This window comes from Algoriphagus pacificus (assembly GCF_017254845.1).
GTDB lineage: Bacteria > Bacteroidota > Bacteroidia > Cytophagales > Cyclobacteriaceae > Algoriphagus > Algoriphagus pacificus.
Genome location: NZ_JAFKCU010000006.1, coordinates 116,400 through 142,242, shown reverse-complemented (window position 1 = coordinate 142,242; position 25,843 = coordinate 116,400). Strand labels below are relative to the sequence as shown.

The window sequence follows — 25,843 nt, the reverse complement described above, 5'->3', positions numbered from 1 at the left end:
CCATTTCAGGCCTGTGTATTTTCTAGATGCTTACTAGCTAATTCTTCTACCAGTTTGATGTATTCTGCCTCAGCTTCAGCTTTTGATTTTCCTTTGTAAGACAACCAACTGTTGTATTTAGCGGCGGCTTTAAAATCGAATCCTCCTGGACGTTCTCCTTCGTTGTCTCCTTCAGTAGCTTGCTTGTAAAGCCCATATAGTTTTAGCAATTCCTCGTTGGAAGGTCTGCTAGTAAATTTTTCTGTTAAAGCTATTGCTTGGTCTAAGTTTTCAGGTTTCATAAATAAACTCAATTTGGTATTTTGAGTTTCCAAATATGATACCATTTTGCGGATTAAACTAGATGCAAACAAAAAAAGCCAACTTTTAACAGTTGGCTTTTAGTAATTTATAAGAGTGAGATTATCTCTTGTTCATAGAGACATAATCACGCTCATTGGCTCCAACATAAACTTGCCTTGGACGACCAATTGGCTCATTATTCTCTCTCATTTCTTTCCATTGGGCGATCCAGCCTGGAAGTCTACCCAAAGCAAACATGACAGTAAACATGTCAGTAGGAATTCCTAGGGCTCTGTAAATAATTCCAGAGTAGAAATCTACATTTGGATAAAGCTTTCTGTCAATGAAATACTGATCATTTAAAGCAGCATGCTCAAGTTCTTTTGCGATGTCTAATACTGGGTCATTCACACCCAACTTGTCCAACACATCATCAGCTGCTTTCTTAATTATTTTCGCTCTTGGGTCAAAGTTTTTATAAACTCTATGTCCAAAGCCCATTAATCTAAATGGATCGTTTTTGTCCTTTGCTTTGTCCAGGTATTTTTTAGCATCTCCACCGTCAGCTTTGATAGCTTCAAGCATCTCGATTACTGACTGATTTGCTCCTCCGTGAAGTGGTCCCCAAAGTGCATTGATACCTGCAGAAATGGAAGCATAAATGCTCGCTTGAGAAGAACCTACAATTCTAACAGTAGAGGTTGAGCAGTTTTGCTCGTGGTCTGCATGAAGAATCAAAAGCTTGTCCAAAGCAGCCGCTACTACCGGATCCACATCATATTTCTCTGCAGGAAGCGCAAACATCATTTTCAAGAAGTTTGAGCAGTAATCCAAAGAATTGTCAGGGTAATTAACTGGATGACCTACTTCATTTTTATAAGCCCATGCTGCGAAAGTTGGCATTTTAGCCAATAGTCGGATGATGCTCATGTTTACTTCTTCCTCAGTCCTGTTAGGATTTAAGGAATCAGGATAAAATGCAGTAAGTGAACAGATCAATGAAGAAAGCACGCCCATTGGGTGCGCATTGGAAGGGAAACCTTCTAGGATCTTTTTGATATCCTCATGAACCAAGGTATGATGCGTGATTTCTTTAGAGAAATTTTCATACTCTTTTTGGCTTGGCAATTCACCATAGATCAATAAATAGGCAACTTCAAGAAATGAAGATTTTTCAGCAAGATCTTCGATTCTATAACCTCTGTAGCGAAGAATACCTTCTTCTCCATCTAAAAATGTAATTGCACTAGTTGTAGAACCAGTGTTTTTAAATCCCGGATCAAGGGTGATTAAACCGGATGCTCCGCGGAGCTTTGCAATATCAATTGCAGATTCGTTTTCTGTGCCGGTAATTACCGGGAATTCATACTCTTGTCCCTTGAAGGACAACTTAGCGGATTCAGACATATAACAGGTTTGTTTGGATTGCTCTTAAGAAAAAACTTAGAATTTCGGGCTTAAGTTAATAAAAGCAGCTTGTTTTTTGGATGATAATTGTATGAAGGGAGTTATAATTCTTCGATTAATTGATAAACAGTCTTTGCTGAAGAAAGGTTTTGGTACAATTCTAATAAAAAACTGGCTTTAACGATAATTAATCAGCTAAACTTATTTTAAAGGAATAAAAAAAGCCCCTGAGGGCTTTTCTTTTTAAGCACAAAAGTGCTCGAATACTTCTACCAAATGATCCCCGATCATCTTCGCATTTCTACCTTCGATGTGGTGACGCTCGATGAAATGTACCAATTCACCATCTTTGAACAATGCCATTGCTGGAGAAGATGGAGGATAAGGAAGAACCAGTTCTCTGAATTTAGCTACAGCCTCTTTGTCATTTCCTGCAAATACGGTTCCCAGAACATCTGGCTTAACTTTAGCATGGTCCAAAGCGTATTTTACTCCTGGTCTTGCAGCTCCTGCAGCACATCCGCAAACAGAATTCACTACCACAAATGTGGTTCCTTTTTGATCTGGACCAAGTTTTTCAGCTACAACTTCAGCTGTTCTGAACTCTTCAAATCCTTCATTAGAAAGCTCTGCCCTCATGGGAGCAATTAATTCTTCTGGATACATATTTATTACTATTTATATATTACTGTTTAAAGAAATCCTAATTCTAATTTAGCTGCCTCAGACATCATGTCCTGAGAGTAGGGTGGGTCAAATGTTACTTCTACCTCTACATTGCTGATGCCTTGAATTTGCTGAATCTTATCTTTCACTTCTGACGGAATGAATTCTGCTGAAGGACAATTAGGAGATGTCAAAGTCATAAGAACAAAGACATTATTGACTGGATAAACTGTGATTTCGTAAATCAGTCCCAATTCGTAAACATCTACAGGTATTTCAGGATCATAAACCTGCTTGATAGCAGTGACTACTTTTTCCTTTAAATCTGTAATTTGTCCCACAGTGGTGTTGTTTTCAGTTTCCATTCTCAGGCGTTTTGCTTGGCTTGAAATGCCAAGGCATATAATTTCATTTGCTTGATCATAGCCGCCAATCCATTGGATCTTTGACTACCGATTATTCCTCCCATTCCGATTTTATGAATAAAATCAAGTTCTGCAGAAATGATTTCCTGAGGAGTTCTGTCATTTAATACTCGGATCAGCAAAGATATGAGACCTTTGGTGATATCCGTATTGGAATCGGCTTGATAATGGACTTTTCCATCTTTTTCATCGGCGATCAACCAAACTTTGGATTGACATCCTTTGATAATATTTGCTTCAATCTGTTCTTCTTCAGGAAATTTTTCCAGTCCATTTCCCAATTCCATGATATAGAAAATGGTGCTTTCTTTATCATCCCCTAGGATTTCAAATTCGCTGATGATTTCGTTCTGAACTTCTTGAATGCTACTCATTTATTTTTTATTCTGGCTAATTGCGTCACGCCTTCAGCCAATTTTTCTATTTCTGATTTGGAATTGTAAACAGCAAATGAGGCTCTAACAGTTCCCTCAAGTCCCAGTCTTTTCATCAAGGGTTGGGTACAGTGATGTCCCGTCCTTACTGCGATCCCTTTGGCATCTAGCATCACTCCCACATCAAACGGATGCATTCCATTGATATTAAAAGACAAAACGCTGACTTTCTTTTCTGCTGTACCAACGGGGTTAAATCCTTTTACAGGAAGTAATAATTCATTGGCATAAGCCAATAATTCATCCTCATGAGCTTTGATGGCTTTTTTGCCATAACTGCCAATAAATTCCAAGGCATGTTTGAAAGCAATTACATCTCCGATGTTTGGAGTACCTGCTTCAAACTTAAATGGGATTTCATTGTAAGTAGTCTTTTCAAAACTTACTTCCTTGATCATTTCGCCACCTCCTTGAAAAGGGGGCATAGCTTCGAGGACTTCTCTCTTGCCATACAAAACTCCCAATCCAGTTGGACCATAAAGTTTGTGCGCAGAAAAAGCGAAGAAATCACAGTCTAAATCCTGCACATCAATCTCCAAATGGCTGCTCGACTGTGCTCCATCCAAAAGAACTTTTGCCCCAACTTGATGCGCTGCAGCAATGATTTCTTTTACGGGATTGATGGTGCCCAAAGCGTTGGAAGCATGAACGATGCTGACCAACTTGGTTTTAGGACTGAGAAGCTTTTCAAACTCTTCGAAAAGAATTTCTCCAGCTTCATTGATAGGAATGACCTTTAAGTTGGCACCTTTTTCCTCGCAAAGCATTTGCCAAGGAACAATATTGGAATGATGCTCTAAGGTAGAAATGATAATTTCATCTCCGGCCTGAATGAATTTCCTTCCAAAAGTATAAGCTACCAAGTTGATGCTCTCAGTTGTCCCTTTGGTAAAGATGATTTCTTCAGGCTCCTTTGCCCGAATGAATTCCTGAACAGCAACTCGTGTCTCTTCATAATATCGAGTCGATCTGTCTGCCAATGCATGTGCCCCTCTGTGAATATTCGCATTATCATGCAAATAATAACCTTCCAAAGCTTCAATTACCGACTTTGGTTTCTGAGTTGTGGCAGCATTATCAAAATAAATCAGAGGCTTCCCATGGACTTCTTGATGAAGAATAGGAAACTCTTTTCTGATTTGATCTATTGGGAAACTCATTGGGATTTAGAATTTGCTTCCCAATCTTTCCTGTACAAGTTGTGTACAGTACTCACGGAAGCTGTCATTCTTGATATGCTCTAATACCTCTCCTGCAAAAGCAAAAAGAAGTAAACCTTTTGCCTGGGTTTTGTCTATTCCTCTAGCCTGAAGATAAAATAAAGCTTCTTCATCCAACTGGCCAGTTGTACACCCGTGGGAGCATTTTACATCATCTGCCCAGATTTCCAACTGTGGTTTGGTATTGACAATAGCATTTTCGGAAAGGAGGATGTTGTTGTTTTGCTGAAAGGCATTAGTTTTTTGAGCATCCTGTCTTACAAAGATTTTTCCATTGAAAACCCCTCTAGACTGATCTGCCAAAATCCCTTTATACAATTCGTTGGATTCTGCATGAGGAATGGTGTGATCCACATTGGTGTGATTGTCCACATGTGATTTTCCATTCAACAAATAAATCCCATACATGTTTCCTTCAGAATTGCTTCCTAAAAGATTCAAGCTTAGGTTATTCCGAACCATTTCACCAGATAGTGAAATATTCACAGAAGTAAATCTAGAATCCTTCAAAAGGTTTGTTTCTATGTTACTAACTTCAATGGCAAATTTGCCATCATTTTGGATTCGATAATATCTAATTTGGGAATTTAGTCCTCCTTTGATTTCAACCACTTTATTGACAAAGAAAGGAGCTTCACTCAAATTGACATTCAAAGTGATAAACGTAACCTCTGAAAAGTCACCTACTTCAATCCAAGTTCTAGGTTGAATTACCTGTCCTTCATTTGCCTTATTAAAAGACAACAACAGAATAGGCTCATCAATGACAGCTTTCTTTGGAATCTGAATAAATATCCCATCCTGAAAAGATGCTTGGTTCAATGCAGCAAAAGGGTCTTTGGCTGCTTTGGCAATACTTCCTATAGGAGTTTCTGTTTTTTCAGAAAGTGGAGAAAATTCCAAAGAACCCACTTTGAGGCATCTTTCTTTTTGTAGGAATCCGTTGGTAAATACCAATACGGCACCTTCATAACCTGCAGGAATTGCAGCTTTTACCTCAGCTTCACTTACCTCAAAGGATTTAGCGGCACCCACATTTTGGAGTGATTGCTCTAATTTCTTTGTGATGGCTGTGAATTTATATTCTTCTGATTTGAGGGTCGGTAAACCTTGGTTCAGGAAACTTGTCTTTCCTTCCTCTCTTGCGGATTCAAATCCAGCAAAAGAAGTCTCCAGAAAACCTTCAAATAGATTTTGCTTAGTCAGCGTACTCATGTTTTTGGGGTTGATGCGAAAATCAGACAGTTGCCTCTGAATCGATGGCTTCTTTTATCCAGTCGTATCCTTTTTCTTCTAGCTCCAAAGCCAGTTCTTTTGTACCGGATTTTACGATTCTTCCTTTGTAAAGGACATGGACATAATCAGGAACAATGTAATCCAACAATCTCTGGTAGTGGGTAACTACAATCGTTGCATTGTCTTTAGATTTCAACTGATTTACTCCATTGGATACAATTCTCAAAGCATCGATATCCAAACCTGAATCGGTTTCGTCAAGGATGGATAGCGTAGGCTCAAGCATTGCCATTTGGAAAATCTCATTTCTTTTCTTTTCTCCTCCGGAAAAACCTTCATTTAGAGATCTGCTGAGAAGTTTTTGATCTATTTCAACCAATTTCATCTTCTCTTTCATCATCGTTAGGAATTTCACAGCATCCAAAGCTTCCAATCCACGATACTCTCTCACTTGATTTATTGCAGTTCTTAGGAAATTGGTAGAACTAACTCCAGGGATTTCTACAGGGTACTGAAATGCCAAGAAAACACCTTCTCTTGCTCTATCTTCAGGTGCCAAATCCAAAAGATCTTTTCCTTTGAAAGTTACTTCACCTTCAGTAACTTCATATTCTTCTCTTCCAGCCAATACTGAAGCTAATGTGGATTTACCAGAACCATTTGGTCCCATGATAGCATGAACCTCACCGGCTTTGACTTCCAAATTGATTCCTCTAAGAATCGGTGTTCCTTCAATTGAAGCGTGTAGATTTTTTATTGTTAGCATGATACTAATTTTTCAATTTTTAATTTTCCAATTTTTCAATTGGGATTACCCAACAGATCCTTCCAGAGTAAGTGCCAATAACTTCTGTGCTTCTACAGCAAATTCCATTGGAAGTTGGTTTAAAACTTCCTTGGCATAGCCGTTTACAATCAAAGCAACGGCATCTTCAGTGGAAATGCCTCGCTGATTACAATAGAACAACTGATCTTCTCCAATTTTAGAGGTAGTTGCTTCATGCTCAACTTTAGCAGAAGAATTGTTGATATCAATGTAAGGGAAGGTATGTGCACCACAACGATCACCCATCAAAAGTGAATCGCACTGGGAGAAGTTTCTTGCATTATCTGCACGCTTCATTACCTGAACTTGTCCTCTGTAGGAATTTTGCGACTTTCCAGCTGAGATACCTTTAGATACAATTCTGGATTTGGTGTTTTTACCAATGTGAATCATTTTCGTTCCGGTATCTGCTTGCTGATAGTTATTGGTCACAGCTACAGAATAAAACTCTCCAATAGAGTGATCTCCTTTAAGGATACAAGAAGGATATTTCCAGGTCACTGCAGATCCGGTTTCTACTTGAGTCCAAGATATCTTGGAATGATCCCCAGCACAGATTCCTCTTTTAGTTACGAAGTTGTAGATACCACCTTTACCGTTCTTATCACCAGGGAACCAGTTTTGAACAGTTGAATATTTTACTTCAGCATTCTTGGCAGCATAAATTTCTACCACTGCAGCGTGAAGTTGATTTTCATCTCTTTGAGGAGCTGTACATCCTTCTAGATAAGAAACGTACGCTTCATCCTCAGCCACGATCAAAGTTCTTTCAAACTGACCTGTATTGGCAGCATTGATTCTAAAGTAGGTAGAAAGCTCCATTGGGCATCTCACGCCTTTTGGAATATAGCAGAAGGATCCATCGGAGAATACAGCAGAGTTCAAAGCTGCGTAATAGTTGTCCGTCATAGGAACCACCGAACCAAGATACTTTTTCACCAACTCAGGATGTTCTTTTACAGCTTCACTGAAAGAACAGAATACGATTCCAAGTTTGGAAAGTGTCCCTTTGAATGTGGTTGCAACTGAAACTGAATCCAGAACTGCATCTACAGCAATCCCTTGAAGCTTTTTCTGCTCATTAAGATTGATGCCCAAACGCTCATAGATTTGAAGCAATTCAGGATCTACCTCATCCAATGATTTTGGTTTATTATTTTGCTTAGGTGCTGAATAATATCTTAGGCTTTGTAAATCGATTTTTGGGTAGGTGACATTTGCCCAAGTAGGCTCAGTCATCGATTGCCAGGTTTTGAAAGCTTTTAATCTCCACTCAAGTAACCATTCTGGCTCTTCTTTTTTTGCAGAAATCCATCTAATGATTTCTTCATTGAGCCCGATTGGAGCTTCATCTGCCTCAAAATTGACAGACCACCCGTGTTCGTACTCTTTGGAGGTTAATTCTTCTAAAATCTGATTGTCTTTGCTCATATTAGCTAAGTTATTTAGACTAATTACATTTTAACTGCGAAGGTACAACATATAATGAAAATATTATGTTCACATTCATTCGAAAAATCTATGATTGATATAATTATTCAATCAAAACCTTGATTTCATTGCGTTTTGATGGGTTTTAAACAAAAAAAAGTGCTGAATCTTCAGCACTTAAATTTTTGAGGAATTTCTAAAAACCCTGATTTTTATTTATTTAGATTTAATCCAAATAGAGTTATTTCTCTTTATCGAAAAACTGAATAGGACGATTGATGCTTTCTTCTAAGACGATCAAAGTTTCTGTTCTATCAATTCCTTCCACCTTTTGAATATTATCCAAAACTAGCCTTAAGTGATTGGTATCTCTACAGATGATTTTGGCAAAAATGGAATAATTACCCGTGGTATAATAGGCGCTGACCACCTCGGAAATTGTTTTTAGCTTTTCAATGACATTATCATATAAGGAGCTTTTCTCTAAATAAATACCCAAGAAAGCGGAGATGTCATATCCTAATTTGGAAAAGTCAATATTCAAAGTTGCACTTTTCACGATACCCATGTCTTCCAACTTCTTCATCCTCACGTGAACAGTACCAGAAGAGACAAAAACCTTCTTAGCAATTTCAGTGTAAGGAGTCTTCGCATCTTCATTTAATAGGGAGATGATTTTTAGGTCTATGTTGTCGATATCTAAAATTTTATCCATTTTCGGTTATTGGATTTAGATGATTGTTAATGAATGTGCCTGTAAATTAGAGGTTCTTCAAAATATTGCAAAATTTTTTTTTCAATTTGTAATTAAAAGTAAAATCTATTTACTTTGGACTCAAGATAGATGACCAGTCAAATATTTGGTGTTTATCTAAAAAGTTCAAATTTTAATTGGCTTCTATTGTTTTGGCCAAATTTTTGAACTTAATTTCTTCGAAACTTTTAATCTCTAAAGTTATATTTGGGTTTATATTCTGAAAAGGGTCTTGCTTATGGCAGGACTTTTTTGTTTACTTTTCATAATTTAAAATGCAAAAAATTGCATTTGAAAGTTTTATTAATGTATTTTTGTTGAATACAATGTTACTTATGAAGCCAAGAACTATTTTTCGTATTCTTTCCTTTTTGGGCGTTTTTGCCGTAGCAAGTCTATTTCCAGTGGTAAGTGGAGAAGTGAAAGCACAAATTTCCGGAGAGATTCCTGAAAGCCGAATCAATTCTATTAATTATAATAAGCTTAGTCTTAGACATATTGTTGATCAAGACCTGCCAGTTGAGGGCTCTGAAGCTGAAGATTTAAAAATGGCACCTTTGACCATTGTTGAAGAAAATGTTGCCAGAAATTTAAACTCTCATTGGACTTGGCCAGAATATACTTTGGATATGATCGATAGTTATTCGCCATTTTTATTCCGTACCAAAAAATCAGCTTCTTTGGACGAGGTTAAAGTTTTATTGCAAGTAAATGCAAAAGGAAGATTAAGTGGTTTCGAAGTAGTAGGGGAGATAGATAATGGATTGAAAGAAAGACTAGACCATATGCTTAGAAAGCTACCGGATTGCAAACCGGTTCCTGGCTATGAAGTTTACAGCCCAGAAATATTCGAATTAGTCATCAGAAAATAATAATAGCCGGTTTGACCGGCTTTTTTTTTGAGCGGTTGGGAGGAAAACTTTGACTCTACTTAATTTGAGTCAAAACCACCAACACACATGAAAAAGTCTTTTTTACTAACTCTTTTAACTTTGAGCTCTGGTCTTGCTATTTCGCAAGTAAAACCATTCACTCCGCAAGAGGTCTTTCCAGAGGATAATCAAAAATTAAAGTTTTACACAGTTTCAGGAGAAAGACATGGACCGTCTTTTTTTAAGAAATTCAATTTTCCTGAAGTGGAGTATTCTCCAGGAGAAGTTTTGAATTTTGAACATTACCATACGGTAGAAGTGATGTATCACTGGTACAAAGTATGGGCAGAAAAGTATCCTGAAATTGTAGACCTGTATGAAGTTGGAAAATCATTTGAGGGAAGACCCATTATTCAAATGACCATCACCAATAAAAAAACAGGAAAGGACACAGACAAGCCTGCCGCATATTTTGAAGGAGGAAGACATTCAGGAGAAATCACTTCAAGTGAATCTATCTTATGGCTTACCCAACACATTTTAGAGAATTACGGTAAAGATCCTGAAATCACTGCTTTGGTGGATACTAAAGCTGTTTACCTCCGTCCTCAAAATAACCCGGACGGCTCCAACCTATACCTGAGAACGGAGCAGCGCAACAGAAGTACTGTTAAACCTCATGATAATGATCGAGATGGTTTGTTGGATGAAGATCCAGAAGAAGATTTAGATGGGGATGGCGTCATCTATCAAATGAGAAAGAAAGCTGTAACTCCAGAAGAAAAGGAGAAGGCAAACTTTATCGTCGACCCGGAAGACCCAAGCAAAAAACTGATGAAAAGAGTTTTTGCCGGAAAAGGTGATTATTTGGTTTACACCGAGGGATATGATAATGACGGAGATGGTTCTTACAATGAAGATGGAATTGGTGGTTTAGACCTTCATAGAAATTACCCAGAAAACTGGAGACCCGATACAGGTGGTGATTTGACAGGTAGAGGTTATACCCAAAATGGAGCTGGAGAATTCCCCATGAGTGAAGTAGAGTCTCGATATACAGTTATGTGGATGCTGACTCACCCAAATATTTCAGTGGTCAACTCTATGGATACACGAGTTCCAATGCACTTACGGGCACCTTCTACTTCCAAAGCAGAGGAACGTATGTATCCTTCAGATTTAGCGATTTACAAGAAAATGGACCAGTTGGGACTTTCTTTTACAGCCTATCCTTGGGCTGGGGATGTTTATGAAACCTATGCTACCCGATACAAAGTGAACTCCATGACGGGAGATCCTTTAAAGCCTACTCCACTTTTTGGACATGGACCTGATTTCGGGTATTTCTATTATGGAAGTATTTGGTATGGGGATGAACTATGGAACAATGGCGCCATGAAAGATTATAATGGAGATGGTATCTATGATGATTTTGATGGCCTGAGATGGGATGAGGAAGCCAATGAAGGAAAAGGCTTTAAATCCTGGACAACATTTCAACATCCTGTACTGGGAGAAGTAGAAATAGGAGGTTTTCATCCTAAATTCTTTGGCCAGAATGGACCAACTTGGCAATTGGAAAACTGGGCAAAAAAGCAGGCATTGTTTAACCTAGCGATGGCCAAAAAGCTTCCTCAGTTGACAATTACTGATTTAAAAGTAAACAAGTTGAAATCGGGTGAGTTTGAGATTTCATTGGAATGGACTAATTCAGGTGAACTTCCAGTAGCACTTGAGCAAGCCAAATTGGTTAAGATCGTACAGGAAGATCGTGTTTCGCTCAATTTTGATCGTGAGTTGACCAAAGGTTTCGAGGATGCAAAAGTACAAATACTGGATCCGGACTTGTTTGATAAGACCATTTATGCTGGATACACTGGAGTCGGCGAAAAGAAATCCGCCACCTTCAAAGTTAAAGTGACTACTGATGAAGAAGTCAAAGGTAAAATCCGACTCTCTTCTACTCGAGGAGGCTTTTTTGAAAAAGAATTTACATTAAAATAATCGATACAAATGCTTAAGAATTTTACTCTTGTGTATTTCGTTTGCCTGCTTTTCGCATTTTCAACAGTTGAAGGGCAGCAAAAGAGATCACTTACTCACGATGACTATGATGGCTGGGAGAGCTTGAGGTCAGAAAAACTTACCAAAGACGGTGTTTGGGTTGGATACCAAATCTCACCTCAAGAGGGAGATGGAAGAGTTGAGGTTTTTTCTTATAAAAATCCTTCTTCAAAGTTCATTATTCCTCGGGCATCAGGTTTTGATTTCTCTGCAGATGATGCTTTTGCTGTAGGGAAAATCCTTCCACAAGAGGATACTGTTCATCTTTTGAAAGTAAAAAAGACCAAAAAGGATGACATGCCTTCGGATAGTCTTTTTATCTATCAAATGAGTTCTGGTAAGTTGGAAAAATTTCCAAAAGTGAAATCCTTCGATATTCCTTCGGAAAAAGGAAGCTGGATTGCCATCCATTTTGAAAAGGAAAAACCTGCAAAAAAAGATCCTTCTGATTCCACCAAGACAGAAAAACCAAAGAAAACAGATGGTACAAAACTATTGGTGAGAACTTTGGATGGAAGCAAATCATTTGAATTTGAAAGAGTGAAGTCTTTCGGTTTTGCTCCAAATGGAGATTACCTTCATTTCGAATTAGCAGAGGAAGATACCTTAGATAATGCCGCAATTCATGTATTGAATTTGGCTACAGGAGAGGCTAAGATGGTTCATGAGGGAATGACTTCTTACACGATGAATCGTTTCTCTCCTCAATCGAAATATTTGGCATTTCTTACTTCCGATGATTCCACCAAAGCAAAAAAGCCTTATTACCAATTGCAGCTTTATGATCTAAAAGGTGGTGAGCTAAAACAGATAGCTGATGAAAAAACAGCAGGAATTTTAGCAGAGGGAAGAATCAGTGAAAATGGTTCTTTAAGATTTTCAGAAGATGAAAGTCGCTTGTTTTTCGGAACAGCTCCAGAATACGTAGATTATCCATACGAGTCGGATAGCACTATTTTGGATGATGAAAGACCTCGACTAGATATTTGGGGTTGGATGGATAATGATATCCAACCGATGCAACTAAGACAAAAGTCGAGAGAGGAAAGAAGAGCCTATTTAGCGACTGTTGATCTTGGCACTGGTAAAATTGCCCAACTCGAAACCCCAGATCTTGAAGATGTGAGTTTGGAAAATAAGATCAAAAGAGAGTTTGGTTTAGGGACAACCAATGCACCTTATAGAAGAAGCTATAGCTGGGATATTCAGATTGGTAGAGATGTTTATTTAGTGAATTTCAATGACGGCTCAAGAAAGCTTATCGAGAAAAACATGTCAGGTTTTCCTAGTATTTCACCTGGAAGTAAATACGTGTATTGGTACGATAGCAAGGACAGTTCTTGGGTAGCCTACGATATAGCAGCTGAGAAGAAAATTAATCTTACCAAGCAATTGCCAGTTGCTTTTTATGATGAAATACATGATTCTCCTTCCTTGCCGGGAAGCTATGGAACCGCTGGTTGGTTGGATAATGATGCAGCATTTTTGATCAACGATCGTTTTGACATCTGGAAAATTAATCCTAAAAATCCTGCTACCGCCACGATGGTTACTCTGGGTGAAGGAAGAAAATCAGAAACAGTTTTCAGAGTTGAGAATTTAGATCGAGAAGTTTTGAGTATTAATCCAAAGGAAACTTTGATTCTAAATGCGTTCAATGAATTGACTAAAGAATCTGGTTATTACTCAACCATGGTTGATTCCAAAACTGCTCCAAAGAAATTGATCTTTACAGCCAATAGATATTATGGATTGAATAAGGCAAAGAATTCAGATGAAGTAACGGTAAGAAGATCTACTTATATAGAAAACCCAGACTTGTATTTGACAGATCTGACTTTCAAGAGTTTGACAAAAGCTTCTGATCTTAACCCACAGCAAGCAAATATCAATTGGGGAACAGCTGAATTGGTTTCTTATACCACGACAGATGGAGATCCTTTACAAGGGATATTGTTTAAGCCGGAAAATTTCGACCCAAATAAGAAATACCCAATGATGGTGTATTTCTATGAAAGAAGCAGTGATGGACTTTATTCCTACAGAAGCCCAGCGCCAAGTGCCTCTACTATCAATATTCCATATTTTGTAAGTAATGAATACTTGGTTTTTGTTCCGGATATCAAATATGAATTAGGGCTTCCAGGACCAAGTGCATTTAATTGTATCATCCCAGGTGTGCAAGCAGTGGTGGCAAAAGGCTTTGTTGATGCAGATAATATGGCTATTCAAGGCCAAAGCTGGGGAGGTTACCAAGTTGCTTATTTGATCACACAGACAAATTTGTTTAAAGCTGCAGGTGCCGGTGCTCCTGTTGTAAATATGACATCTGCTTATGGTGGTATTCGTTGGGGTACAGGAATGAGCCGAATGTTTCAATACGAGCAGACCCAATCCAGAATTGGAGGAACCCTTTGGGAAAAGCCTGTTTATTACATCGAAAATTCACCTTTGTTTTTCATGGATCGTGTAAATACTCCGGTTTTGATCATGCATAACGATGAAGATGGCGCAGTGCCATGGTACCAAGGTATTGAGATGTTTATGGCTTTAAAGAGACTAAGTAAGCCAGCTTGGTTGCTTCAGTACAATGGTGAAGATCATAACTTGGTTCAAAGAAGAAATAGAAAGGATTTGTCCATGCGTTTGAGTCAGTTCTTCGACCATTATCTAAAAGGTGCGCCAGCTCCGCTTTGGATGACGGAAGGTCTTCCTGCAGTGGAAAAAGGAAAGACGTTGAAATATGAACTCAGCGATAATTAAAAAAAATGGCCTGGAGTAAATTCCAGGCCATTTTTTTTATACAGCTACAGCAGCTTTTATGTGAGGATGCGGATCGTAATCCACTAATTCAAAATCTTCCAGCTTGAATTCGAAAATATCTTTGACAGCTGGATTTATTTTCATTTTTGGTAATGGTCTCAAATCTCTACTCAATTGAAGTTCGGCTTGTTCCAAGTGATTAGAATATAAATGTGCATCTCCAAACGTATGTACAAAATCTCCTAATTCTAGATCGCAAACCTGTGCAATCATCATCGTAAACAAAGCATAGGAAGCTATGTTGAAAGGAACTCCCAAAAACACATCAGCACTTCTCTGATACAATTGGCAAGAAAGTTTTCCTTCTGCCACATAGAACTGGAAAATCGTGTGACATGGAGGTAAAGCCATTTGATCTACATCGGCGACATTCCAGGCACTCACTATATGTCTTCTACTGTCTGGCTTGGTTTTGATCTGGTGAATTAAGTTTTTGATCTGATCAATTTCTCCACCCTTGCCATCAGGCCAATGTCTCCATTGATAGCCATATACTGGACCTAAATCTCCGTTTTCATCTGCCCATTCATCCCAGATTGAAACTTTATTCTCTTTGAGGTATCCAATGTTTGAGTCCCCTCTCAAAAACCAAAGCAATTCCACGATGATTGACCTTAAATGAAGTTTTTTGGTGGTAACCAACGGAAATCCTTCCGAAAGATCAAAACGCATTTGATGTCCAAAAATACTGATCGTGCCGGTTCCGGTTCTGTCTCCTTTTTGAACTCCTTCATCGAGGATTTTCCTCATTAGATCGTGATATTGCTTCATGGGATTTTAATTCTTTTTCTTGCTTGGCAAGTTAGTCAGTTCGGTTAAGAAATGGAACCGGAAAAGAACAAAGCTGCCAGATAACTTGTATACTTGAATATAAAAATTTTCAACATAGAGATTGCCACAGGCTTTGCAGATGTTTAAAAAATCTTCCGCTTTTTTATTAATGGGATTCGCCTTTTTGGTTTCTCTACTGCTTCTAATTTTTCCTCCAGTACCTCAATTCAACTATGATTTTGAACAGTTTTTCCCACAGGATAATGAGGATCTTGAATTTTATCAGCAATACAGAAAGGACTTTGAAAATGACAATGACTATTTATTAATCGCCTTGGAAAACCCAAAAGGCCCCTTGCTAAAAGCTGATTTTTTAGAAAAAAGCCTGGAAGTCCAACAAGAAATAGAAGCTTTAAACCAAGTCGATACAGTCCTTTCTATTTTAACTCTTCGCCAGCCGATAATTGGAGTTTTTGGTGTGCGATGGCAAAAAATATTGGAATGGGACGAAGATGGGGAAGTAAAGACTTCTGAGGATGACTTGGAAAACTATTCCTCCAATTTGATTTCCAAAGATGGAAAAGCGCTTTTGCTTTGGATAAAAAACAGTCAGAATATATCCAAAGAGGATGGAGATTTACTCTATCAGGAAATTAACAAAGTTTTGGAGGAGCATCAGATTATCCCCAAAGCTGTTGCAGGGAAAATTCAAGCCCAAGGTGATTTTATCAATTTGATGCAACAGGAGTTTGGAATGTTTTTCAGTTTTTCATTGCTTCTTATTATTACCATGCTGTGGCTTATTTTTAGAGCATTTTGGGCAGTTTGGATTCCTTTGCTCATTTTGGTTTTAGGGACTTTATGGTCTTTTGCTTCCATGCTTTACTTTGGAAAACCTTTGGATGTCATGTCCACTATGCAGCCCACTATTTTTCTGATCGTTGGATTGAGTGCATTGATTCATTTTTTCACGCACCTTATCTCTAAAATCAATGCTGGGATCCCGAAAGACCAAGCTATTCAACAGGTATTCTCGGAACTGCTAATGCCTGTTTGGCTGACGATAATTACCACTTCTTTGGGATTTGTTTCGCTTTATTTCACTTCTATCCCAGCCTTAAAATCCTTTGGCTTTAGCACAGGTATCGGAATAATCCTCATGTTTTTGGCTGTCATTTCAATTAGTCCCGGACTACTATATCTGATCAGCATAAAGCAAAGGAAAAAGGCGCTTCAGTTTATCTCTACAAGTTTTTTACAATCCTGTTTGGGATTCTTGATTTCCAGTCGAAAACTGGTTTTGATCTCTTTTGCCACAATCAGTTTATCAGGCCTGTATTTGGGTTCCAAAAATGATATCAACGGATACTTGCTTGATAACCTTCCCCAAAACCATCCCATTTTATTGGATTTCCAGTATTTTGATGAGCAGTTTGGGGGGTCAAATCCATTGGAATTATTCCTTGAAACTGGGGAGAAGGGGAGATCACTTTTGGACTATGAAGTCCTCCAAGAAATTGACAAATTAGAGCAAAAGCTCAAAGAACTGACAGGTTCTTCTCATTTTGCCTCTCCTTTGACTTTGGTGAAAAGTTTAAACCAAGCACAAAATCAAGGGAATCCTAAAGCGTTTTCTCTACCAACACCAGGTCAATATAAAAGACTTGAAAAGTACCTCAGCAGAGATCTGGGAGAATTAGGAATCAAAGTGATTTCAAAAAACAGGGAAATGGGAAGGATCAGTTCCAGAGCTCCCGATTTAGGAACATTGAAAATGTCCCAAATCAGAAAAGATTTGAATGAATTTGTTTCCCAAGAAATTAATCAGGATTTAATTCAGGTCAGGTGGACAGGTACAGCCTTTCTCATTGACAAAGGCCATGAATCTGTTACCTTCCAAATGGCCAAAGGGCTTGGGTTTGCATTTTTGGTGGTTGGGATTATTGCAGGTATACTCTTTAAATCCTGGAGAATTTCTTTTATCCTGCTCATTCCAAATGTGATTCCCTTGATCTGGATGTTGGGTCTTATGTATTTACTAGGGATTGAATTTAAGTTGACTACCGCAATTCTATTTACAGTTGCTTTTGGGATTGCAGTGGATGATAGTATCCATTTTATGACTAGACTTAGGTTTGAATTAGGGAAAGGATCAAGTCTGGTTTATGCGATTAAAAGAACTTTTTTGGAAACGGGAAGAGCGATTATCCTTACCTCGTTGATTCTTGTTCTTGGCTTTGGCCTATTGATTTTTAGCCAATTTGGGGTAACTCATTACACTGGATTATTAATAGCTGCGGCACTGATTTTTGCTTTACTGGCTGATTTATTCCTGTTGCCTCTTTTGCTTCTACCGATGAAGCAGGTTTGGGAAAAGAAAAAACGAAAATTACTCTCCTAATCCACTTAAATCAAATGTTGCAGAAACAGGGTAGTGATCCGAATAGTCAACTTCTCGATGGGTTTTGAACTGAATCGCTTTTAATTCCTTACTCGAAAAAATATGATCAATTCTCAAAAAGAAAAGGATCTTATTATAGGTGAAACCAAATCCCCTTCCGGCAGTTTCAAAGGCATTTTGCCAGAATTCACCCAGTTTAAAATAGGTATAGGAATAGGGGATTTCATTTAAATCACCCATCAGAATCAATGGGTGTGAACTATTTTGCATATGCTCTACCAAAACTTTAAGCTGCTTACTTCGCTCCAAACTACCTCTATGTAATTTGCCCAAAGTCTGCCTGTAATTTTCTTTAACTCCTTCCAGATTTTCCAATCCGTCAGAGTTTATTTTCATAGACTCAAGGTGAGCATTATAGATTCGGATCGTATCCTGATTCACTAAAATATCAGCGAAAATTGCTCCATTGGTTCCGTTTTTATCAAAAACCTTTCCCTCATTAATAATCGGATAGCGGCTGAAAATAGCTAGCCCATAGGATCTTTTCTGGGGATTGCCTTCGATTACCTGATAGGAAGTTTCAAAGCCCATGTCTTTACCAAGTAGCTTTACTGAATTTCTGGAAGCAGTGGTGTAATCCTGATAAAACTCCTGAAAAACTTTGATGTCTGCTGGGTGTTCCTGCAACCAACTGTAGACATTTGGATCAAATTTCCCTTCTGTTTTTCTTTTGTAATCAAATAGATGTGCGTTGTAAGTCAAAACCTTTAGACCTTCAGCGGATTCATTGGCAGGATTGAACTGCACGGTTATCAATGCGAACTTATAACCTATTAGGAGTGCGGCCAATGGAAATAAAGCACTTCGCTTCCAACTCAATGTAAGGATAAAGAGTAGGAAAAGATTAACTAACCAAATGATCGGGATAAAGAAAGGCAAAAGCCCCACATATGGGAAGTACTCCGGAGAAACGTAGACACTAAAAAATAAAATAAGAGATAAAAAGAATATGATTCCGGTCAGGTATTTCATGTGATAAGATTAGTTGTCCCAAAGTAAACTGGTCCATTTCGTTTTCTTGTACCCCTTGAATAATTTTTGAGCAGATTCAACAAAATTCCGGCCTATTTCGTCTCTATTACGAGAATCAATAGAATGAGTTAGAATATTTAACAAATCTGCCTTTTTGCATTAAATATCATCCTTTAAATCAATATAGGCCGGAATTTTGTATAAAAGCTGTTAATTAGATATTTGAAAGGGAAATCTCAACACAATGAAAACACATTACTTAATCTGGGGGTCTCTAGTTGCTGCCACTTTTTATGCCTGTGACCCGAAATCATCAGAGTCCATAGAGAGCTCAATGAATGAGGATACTACAGAAGTGGCTGATGAAGCCGAAAGCAGACCTAGTCCTTTGGAAGTAAAAGATGGACAAATATCTGGAAAGGCATTTAAAGTGCATTATGGCTCACCTGCGGTGAAAGGAAGAACCTTATGGGGAGATTTGGTTCCTTATAACGTAGTCTGGAGAACCGGTGCCAATGAGGCTACTTACGTGGAATTAGCATCCGATATGACTGTAGAAGGACAAAATCTTCCAGCCGGTAAATATTCGCTTTTCACCATTCCTAAAGAAACTGGAACTTGGACGGTTATCTTTAATTCAGAGTGGGATTTAGAGCATGGACACTTTCAATACGATGATAAAAATGATGTACTGAGAGTAGAAGTGACCCCAGTTTGGGAAGAATCGTCTCAAGAAAGATTAGCCATTGATTTGGAAAATCCTGGTTTGGTAATCAGATGGGAGAAATTGAAACTTCCTATTACAATTCAATAGTTTTAAAAGACCTTAAAGAAAGCCTTCAGTTTCTAGAACTGAAGGCTTTTTTGATTCTTGTCAATTCCTTTTTAGCTGCAGTATTTTTCTTGTAGAAAGCGTTAAATTCGCTGGATTGTCTAGGAAACAAACTACTGAATCAATCCTTGAATAGACTTTAAAATTCTATTTTCTCTGCTGAGACTATGAAATACTTCTCCTTTATTTTTGTTTTAATCCTTACCGTAGCTCTGGCTTGGGTGATTTCCAATCCAATTGGTCCGGTTCCACCTATCGCTCCATTGATAGATCCATACCATGGGTTTTGGCAAAACATGTATAGCGAAGACGAACTAGCTGAATCTGAATTGATTCTAGAGGGACTGACTGCTCCTGTTCAGGTCGTTTATGATGAAAATTTGATTCCTCATATTTTTGCTGAAAATGACTTGGATTTATATACAGCTCAGGGATACATCACTGCTAAACATAGACTTTGGCAAATGGAATTTCAAACCCGTGCCGCCGCAGGAAGGATTTCAGAAATAGTTGGGGATGTAGCTCTTGAGTTAGATAGAATGACCCGTCGCAAGGGCCTAGGTTATGGTGCCGAACTTGGATTGGAGTTTTTACAAAAGAATGATCCAGAAACCCTTTCATTTTTAGAGGCCTATGCCAATGGAGTGAATCAGTATATCAATACATTAACTCCAGCCCAGACCCCAGTTGAATACAAGATTTTAAATTATAAGCCTGAAACCTGGACGGCTTACAAATCTCTCCTTTTACTGAAATACATGTCTGATATGCTTGTAGGAGACAGGGATTTGGAATATTCTAATCTTAGGAAAGTCCTCGGTGAGGAGCTTTTGAATAAGCTTTATCCAGATTTTCCAGTTGAAAATGATCCTGTAATTGAAGCTGAAAAAGTTTGGGACTTTACTCCAATAGAAGTGCAAAAACCTGATAGTACTAATTTTCCAAATGATGATTTGGTAATCGAACCACTGCCTCAACCAGAGAAAGGAACTGGCTCAAATAACTGGGCAGTATCGGGCTCAAAAACCAAAAATGGGAATCCGATTTTGGCAAATGATCCTCACCTCAGTTTAAACCTGCCTTCTTTGTGGTACGCTATTCAATTGACTACTCCCGCTTATTCTGTTAAAGGAGCCTCTCTTCCCGGTGCTTTGGGTGTGATTTCTGGATTTAACCAAAATATCGCCTGGGGTGTGACAAATGCCACCAAAGATGCAAGAGACTGGTATAAAATCACTTTTCAAGATGATAGCAGAAAAGCATACAAATACGGAGAAGCTTGGAGGGAAACCACTTTTAGAATAGAAGAAATCAAAATCAAAGGCAAAGAAGCTTATTTAGATACTGTGGTTTATACTCATTATGGGCCTGTAGTGTATGATAAAAGTTTCAGAGCAGAAAGACAGGATGTGAATTTTGCTTTGAAATGGACAGTTCATATGGGCTCCAATGAACAGAAAACTTTCCTTAAGCTAAATAAGGCAAAGAACCATGCTGATTATAATGAGGCTCTAGATAACTTCACAGCTCCAGCTCAAAACTTTGTTTTTGCCTCTAAGTCAGGGGATATAGCGATGCGGATTCAAGGGAAATTTGCCTTGAAATGGCCTGAACAAGGAAAGTTTTTCATGGACGGAGCCGATCCAAAAATGGAATGGCAAGGTTTCATTCCAAATGATCAAAATCCTAGTACTCTGAATCCAGAGAGAGGATTTGTGGCTTCTGCAAACCAGCATCCAGTAGACCCTTCTTATCCTTATTATGTTTTCGATAATAGTTATGAACACTACCGAAATAGAAGGATTAATGGCAAGCTTAGACAAATGGATCAGATAACTGTGGAGGATATGAAAACCTTGCAGTTTGACGATTATTATACGCAGGCCTCTGAAGCTTTACCACTCATGATAAATCTTTTGGGAACTGTTGATTCTTCTGATGAAAAAGCGCAAGTCTATTTAAAACTGCTTTCCGATTGGGATTTCTATGCAGATCCAAATCAAAAGGCTCCAACCTTATATTATATCTGGTGGGGAAAATTATATGATCAAATCTGGCAAGAATGGGAAGATTTTGGAGTTCCTGTGGTCAAGCCAAATAGTTTCCAGACAATCCAATTCCTTAAAAATGAGCCGGAAGGATCAGTCTTTGACCTTGGGAAAACTCCATCATCTGAAACAGCTTCCACTCATGTCAGAAAAGCTTTTGAAATGATGCTTGAGGAAATGAAAGAATGGGAGGAAAAAGAAGGAGATTTTACATGGGCAAATTATAAAAGGACTACAATCCAACACCTAGTTCCACAATTCAAAGCATTTTCGGTTGCCAATGTCTACACGGGTGGTGGAGGCGGTATCGTCAACGCAACTAGCGGAAGACATGGTGCTAGCTGGAGAATGGTCGTGGAATTGGCAGATCAACCAATTGCTTTTGGGGTTTATCCAGGGGGACAATCTGGTAATCCAGGTAGTAAATATTATGGAAACTTCATCCCTATTTGGGCAGAAGGAAAGTATCTAAATTTTAACCTGAGAAATGTCGATGACTCCGAAGGTATTCTATTCCAAACCACTTTAAAATAATCGATATGAAATTCATTTCACTACTGATTTTGTCAGTTTTAATCGTGGTTTTTATCAACCCAATAGCTCCCTTTTGGATCATAATGATACTTCTTGGGATCTCCTCAGCTTTAGTTGGCGCAAAAGGCGCTTCTTCATTTCTTGCGACTGGACTTGGAATGGGCTTGGCATGGCTTGGACAAACTATTTTTCTGGATTTTTCAACAGGTTCCCAACTTCCATATCAAATGGGAGAAATCATGGGCTTGGGTTCAGGAATGGTTTTAATAGCCATTACAGGAGTTCTTGGTTTTTTGTTGGGAGGATTTAGCGGAATGACCGGGAGCTACTTCCGAAGATTATTCAAAAAGAAACCAGAAAATATCTACCGAGGCTAAACAAACTAAAAAACTCTTAATTTAGGTCTAAATTATCCTTTAAAAATTACAGTTTATTTTTTCAGTTCAGACGAATGAGTACCTTTGTTACTCACTATAAAAGTGGATTTTTTATGCTTGAATCATTAATTACATCGAAGACCAGATTAAGACTGTTGGTCAAGTTTTTTGTCAATTCAAAAACGCATAGCCATTTGAGAGGATTGGCAGATGAATTTGGTGAATCTACTAATGCCATCCGGAAAGAATTAAATAACCTGACTCAGGCAGGAATCCTTGAGCGCCACACAGATAAGAATAAAATAGAGTATCAAGCGAATGTTCAGCATCCCTTCTTTAAAAACATCCAAGACATTATTCGAAAGTATTTGGGACTGGACAAGTTGCTAGAACAGATTTTAGAGCGTATGGGTGAGGTGCATCAGGTTGTTTTAGTAGGAGATATTGCCAAAGGAATCGATTCAGGTAAAATAGATGTTTTGGTTTCTGGCGAAAGCTTAAATAGTGATTACATCAATCACCTGACCACAAGAGTGGAGGATCTGATTGATAGAAAAGTGGTATTTACCTTGCTTGGAGAGAGGATTACTTCTCCTGGGCTGGTTCTATTTGATAAGGAAGCGGGAGTATAATTTAATCGAAAATTACTGCTTCGCTAGGCACAAGATGTGACTGAAAGGGCGAAGCTGTGCCCGGATTCCATTGAAATTGAAAATTTTATTGCAAATTACTTTATGATTTCTACCAAAGATCAAATCATAACCCATCCATTGAAAACTATATTGCGATTGAATCACCTGAGATCGGTATTTTTTACCTGCCTGTTTTTTCTCTTAGCTATCCTGGCTCAAGCTCAAAGCTTATCTGATATTCAAAACCTAAAGGTAGATGATTTATCTAATGCCCAGCTTGAGCAATTGCTGAAAAGGGCCGAGGCTAGTGGCTTAACAGTCAATCAATTGGAAGCCTTGGCTCGGGAAAGAGGCATGCCTGCTCTTGAAGCATCAAAACTTCGACAAAGAATAAATGAACTTCAAATGGCTGTATCTCCTGAAAATGGAGCAATGCCAAATTTATCAGGCAGATCTGTAAACGGAATGCAAGGTCCAGACCTTTTTGATTCCCTTCGAAAATCGGATCCATACTACGATTTGACACCATTTCAGAAAAAAATATTTGGGTACAAATTGTTCCATAACAGAGAATTGGATTTCAGTCCAAGCCTGAATCTTCCTACCCCACAATCCTACGTAATCGGATCAGGAGATCAGCTTTTAGTAGATGTCTATGGAGCTTCACAGCAGTCTCTCGATTTAGAAGTCAGTCCTGAAGGAAGAATATATTTGCCCAATATTGGGCCAATTCAGGTGGGTGGATCCACAATTGAGGCAGCGACGGTAAGAATTAAATCAGCTTTGGGGAGAATTTATTCAGGGCTGAATGGATTAAATCCAAATACCTTTATTCAGCTAAGGCTGGGTAATATCCGTTCAATCAAAGTTTCTATGGTGGGCGAATTGACCAAACCAGGAACTTATACGCTTCCTTCATTTGCCACGGTATTTAATGGACTTTATGCTGCAGGTGGGCCAAATGAAAATGGAGCTTTTAGAAATGTTCAAGTGTACCGTGATAATCGATTGGTAGCCACTGTGGATATCTATGAATTCCTATCCAAAGGAGAGCAAGGTTCAAATATTACATTACAAGACAATGATGTCATCATTGTGCCACCTGTTCAGGCCAGAGTGGAAGTAATTGGTCCAGTGAGAAGAGAGGGATTTTTTGAAGTGAAACCTTCAGAGCATTTGGATGATATTTACATCTATACTGGAGGGTTTTCGAGTTTAGCTTATAGAGACAGAGTTACAGTTAGAAGAATTGAAAACAATCAGAGGAAAGTAATCGATGTACCTTCTGATCAATTTGATGAGTTTTCTTTGGAAGATGGAGACGAGATTTTGATTGGGGAAGCCTTAGACAGATTTGTGAATAGAGTTCAGGTTTCGGGTTCGGTTAATCGTCCAGGTGAATATTCATTTGACGAGGGGCAACTCACGGTAAAAGGCCTTATCGAAAAAGCTCAAGGATTAAAGCCTGAAGCATTTACAAATAGGGCAACTTTGTATAGAACAAGTTCAAATTTAACCTTAGCTTCTGAAACTTTAGATCTCAAAGGGATTTTGGATGGGACCAAAGAAGATGTGACCCTGGAGAATGAGGACTTATTATTTATCCCTAGCCGATATGATATTCAGGAGGAATATTATGTAAAAATATCAGGCGAAATAAATTTCCCTGGTTCATACCCATTTGCTGCTTCCATGACTGTTGGGGATTTGATTCTAAGGTCAGGAGGATTGTTAGAGTCAGCTAGTAATTCATCAATTGAAATTGCCAGAAGAGTAAGAGATGCCAATTCTGGAAAAATTGCTGAAATCAAAACGCTTTCTATCAATCCAAATTTACAATTGAGTGAAGAAGAAAGGAACCTTCCCCTTCAGCCATTTGATCATGTTTTTATTAGAAGAAGTCCTGGTTTTGAGCGGGAACAATTGATTACTATACAAGGAGAGGTAGTCTATCCAGGTGAATTTGCAATAGCAGGGGCGAATGAAAGAATATCTGATGTAATCAAAAGAGCTGGAGGATTAACTCAGTATGCTTATCCAAAAGGTGCCAGCTTGATAAGACGAACTGTTTATTTCAAAGGTCCTACAGAGGAAGAGCTGAAAGAGGCAACACTCAGGGATGTAAGAAAAAATCTGGACCCTGAAAAGAATCGAAATATCAACGAGGCTGAAGAGCTATTATACGAGCGAATTGACACAAAACTAGCTCAAAAAGAGCAGGAGCGATTAATTAAAGAGCAGGAGCAAGAAAGAATCAGAATTTTTGAGTCCACAGGGATGAAAGATACTTTGTTTCAGGATTCTACCTTAAATAAAATTAGAATTTCGGAGCAGGATTTGGTTGGTATAGATTTAGAAAAAATCATGGCAAATCCTGGTTCAGATGATGATTTATTTCTTCTAGAGGGGGACATTATTCAAATTCCAAAGGAATTACAAACCGTTCGAATGGTGGGAGAGGTTTTACTTCCAACAACGACGAGGTTCAATCGAAAAAACAGTCTTAAAAATTATATTTCAAAAGCCGGGGGATTCACTGAAGAGGCAAGAAAATCCAAGACTTATGTGGTTTATGCAAATGGTGATGCCAAACGTACACACAGTATTTTAGGTTTGAATTTTTACCCTGAATTGGAACCCGGAGCAGAAATTGTAGTGCCCAAAAAACCTCAGAGAAATAGGCTCTCAGCAGCTGGTTGGATAGGCCTAGCTTCTAGTTTAGCAACTCTAGGGATCCTAGTTGATCGTTTATTACAATAATATTTAATACCATTAT

The 25,843-nt window shown here is 38.4% G+C and carries 21 protein-coding genes; 9 read left to right on the top strand and 12 right to left on the bottom strand.

Going from position 1 to position 25,843, the window contains the following annotated elements; genetic code table 11:
* Positions 1–5: 5 nt before the first annotated feature.
* From J0A69_RS19375 to J0A69_RS19330, 10 genes are all read right to left on the bottom strand, one after another.
* Positions 6–281: an acyl-CoA-binding protein gene (locus J0A69_RS19375; protein WP_206588277.1), complete on the bottom strand. Its 276-nt coding sequence runs from the start codon at positions 279–281 to the stop codon at positions 6–8.
* A gap of 121 nt (positions 282–402) precedes the next feature.
* On the bottom strand, positions 403–1,689 hold the full coding sequence (locus J0A69_RS19370; RefSeq protein ID WP_206588276.1) for a citrate synthase: 1,287 nt from the start codon (positions 1,687–1,689) through the stop codon (positions 403–405).
* 243 nt (positions 1,690–1,932) lie between these two features.
* Positions 1,933–2,355 (bottom strand): BrxA/BrxB family bacilliredoxin, encoded by a 423-nt coding sequence (locus J0A69_RS19365; RefSeq protein WP_206588275.1) that lies wholly within the window; start codon positions 2,353–2,355, stop codon positions 1,933–1,935.
* Between the two features lie 26 nt (positions 2,356–2,381).
* A complete protein-coding gene (locus J0A69_RS19360; protein WP_205638228.1) occupies positions 2,382–2,720 on the bottom strand; it encodes a DUF59 domain-containing protein in 339 nt (112 codons plus the stop codon).
* A gap of 2 nt (positions 2,721–2,722) precedes the next feature.
* Complete coding sequence (locus tag J0A69_RS19355; RefSeq protein WP_206588274.1) at positions 2,723–3,154, bottom strand: SufE family protein; 432 nt, start codon at positions 3,152–3,154, stop codon at positions 2,723–2,725.
* On the bottom strand, positions 3,151–4,374 hold the full coding sequence (locus tag J0A69_RS19350) for a cysteine desulfurase (RefSeq protein WP_206588273.1): 1,224 nt from the start codon (positions 4,372–4,374) through the stop codon (positions 3,151–3,153). Before J0A69_RS19350 ends, J0A69_RS19355 begins: the two co-directional genes overlap by 4 nt.
* 6 nt (positions 4,375–4,380) lie before the next feature.
* Positions 4,381–5,649 (bottom strand): Fe-S cluster assembly protein SufD, encoded by a 1,269-nt coding sequence (gene sufD, locus J0A69_RS19345; RefSeq protein WP_206588272.1) that lies wholly within the window; start codon positions 5,647–5,649, stop codon positions 4,381–4,383.
* Between the two features lie 22 nt (positions 5,650–5,671).
* Complete coding sequence (sufC, locus tag J0A69_RS19340; protein ID WP_206588271.1) at positions 5,672–6,436, bottom strand: Fe-S cluster assembly ATPase SufC; 765 nt, start codon at positions 6,434–6,436, stop codon at positions 5,672–5,674.
* A gap of 45 nt (positions 6,437–6,481) precedes the next feature.
* Positions 6,482–7,927, bottom strand: coding sequence for a Fe-S cluster assembly protein SufB (gene sufB, locus J0A69_RS19335; RefSeq protein WP_206588270.1), 1,446 nt, complete (start codon positions 7,925–7,927; stop codon positions 6,482–6,484).
* Between the two features lie 241 nt (positions 7,928–8,168).
* A complete protein-coding gene (locus tag J0A69_RS19330) occupies positions 8,169–8,642 on the bottom strand; it encodes an Lrp/AsnC ligand binding domain-containing protein (protein WP_074224734.1) in 474 nt (157 codons plus the stop codon).
* 374 nt (positions 8,643–9,016) lie between these two features.
* Here J0A69_RS19330 and J0A69_RS19325 point away from each other — a divergent pair, with 374 nt between their 5' ends.
* The 3 genes from J0A69_RS19325 (at position 9,017) to J0A69_RS19315 (ending at position 14,380) form a co-directional block, all read left to right on the top strand.
* On the top strand, positions 9,017–9,553 hold the full coding sequence (locus J0A69_RS19325; RefSeq protein ID WP_206588269.1) for a hypothetical protein: 537 nt from the start codon (positions 9,017–9,019) through the stop codon (positions 9,551–9,553).
* Positions 9,554–9,640: 87 nt separating this feature from the next.
* The gene (locus J0A69_RS19320; protein ID WP_206588268.1) at positions 9,641–11,557 is read left to right on the top strand and encodes a M14 family metallopeptidase; all 1,917 of its coding nucleotides are present in this window, start codon (positions 9,641–9,643) and stop codon (positions 11,555–11,557) included.
* 9 nt (positions 11,558–11,566) lie between these two features.
* Positions 11,567–14,380: a S9 family peptidase gene (locus J0A69_RS19315; protein WP_206588267.1), complete on the top strand. Its 2,814-nt coding sequence runs from the start codon at positions 11,567–11,569 to the stop codon at positions 14,378–14,380.
* Positions 14,381–14,416: 36 nt separating this feature from the next.
* Here J0A69_RS19315 and J0A69_RS19310 read toward each other — a convergent pair whose 3' ends face one another.
* Positions 14,417–15,211, bottom strand: coding sequence for a thymidylate synthase (locus J0A69_RS19310; protein ID WP_206588266.1), 795 nt, complete (start codon positions 15,209–15,211; stop codon positions 14,417–14,419).
* Positions 15,212–15,380: 169 nt separating this feature from the next.
* Between J0A69_RS19310 and J0A69_RS19305 the strand changes: the two genes are divergently transcribed.
* Positions 15,381–17,612: an efflux RND transporter permease subunit gene (locus tag J0A69_RS19305; protein WP_236033021.1), complete on the top strand. Its 2,232-nt coding sequence runs from the start codon at positions 15,381–15,383 to the stop codon at positions 17,610–17,612.
* Here the strand turns inward: J0A69_RS19305 and J0A69_RS19300 are convergent.
* Positions 17,601–18,644 carry an endonuclease/exonuclease/phosphatase family protein gene (locus J0A69_RS19300; protein ID WP_206588264.1) on the bottom strand — a complete coding sequence of 348 codons (1,044 nt, stop codon included), beginning with the start codon at positions 18,642–18,644 and terminating at the stop codon, positions 17,601–17,603. The two genes, J0A69_RS19305 and J0A69_RS19300, sit on opposite strands and share 12 nt — an antisense overlap.
* A 244-nt stretch (positions 18,645–18,888) precedes the next feature.
* Here J0A69_RS19300 and J0A69_RS19295 point away from each other — a divergent pair, with 244 nt between their 5' ends.
* The 5 genes from J0A69_RS19295 to J0A69_RS19275 all read left to right on the top strand — a co-directional run bounded on the left by J0A69_RS19295 (position 18,889) and on the right by J0A69_RS19275 (position 25,827).
* On the top strand, positions 18,889–19,458 hold the full coding sequence (locus J0A69_RS19295) for a DUF2911 domain-containing protein (RefSeq protein WP_206588263.1): 570 nt from the start codon (positions 18,889–18,891) through the stop codon (positions 19,456–19,458).
* A gap of 185 nt (positions 19,459–19,643) precedes the next feature.
* Positions 19,644–22,058: a penicillin acylase family protein gene (locus J0A69_RS19290; protein ID WP_206588262.1), complete on the top strand. Its 2,415-nt coding sequence runs from the start codon at positions 19,644–19,646 to the stop codon at positions 22,056–22,058.
* Between the two features lie 5 nt (positions 22,059–22,063).
* Positions 22,064–22,435: a hypothetical protein gene (locus J0A69_RS19285; RefSeq protein WP_206588261.1), complete on the top strand. Its 372-nt coding sequence runs from the start codon at positions 22,064–22,066 to the stop codon at positions 22,433–22,435.
* A 113-nt stretch (positions 22,436–22,548) separates the two neighbouring features.
* The gene (locus tag J0A69_RS19280; RefSeq protein WP_206588260.1) at positions 22,549–23,067 is read left to right on the top strand and encodes a DeoR family transcriptional regulator; all 519 of its coding nucleotides are present in this window, start codon (positions 22,549–22,551) and stop codon (positions 23,065–23,067) included.
* Between the two features lie 165 nt (positions 23,068–23,232).
* Complete coding sequence (locus tag J0A69_RS19275) at positions 23,233–25,827, top strand: SLBB domain-containing protein (RefSeq protein WP_449500908.1); 2,595 nt, start codon at positions 23,233–23,235, stop codon at positions 25,825–25,827.
* Positions 25,828–25,843 lie beyond the last annotated feature (16 nt).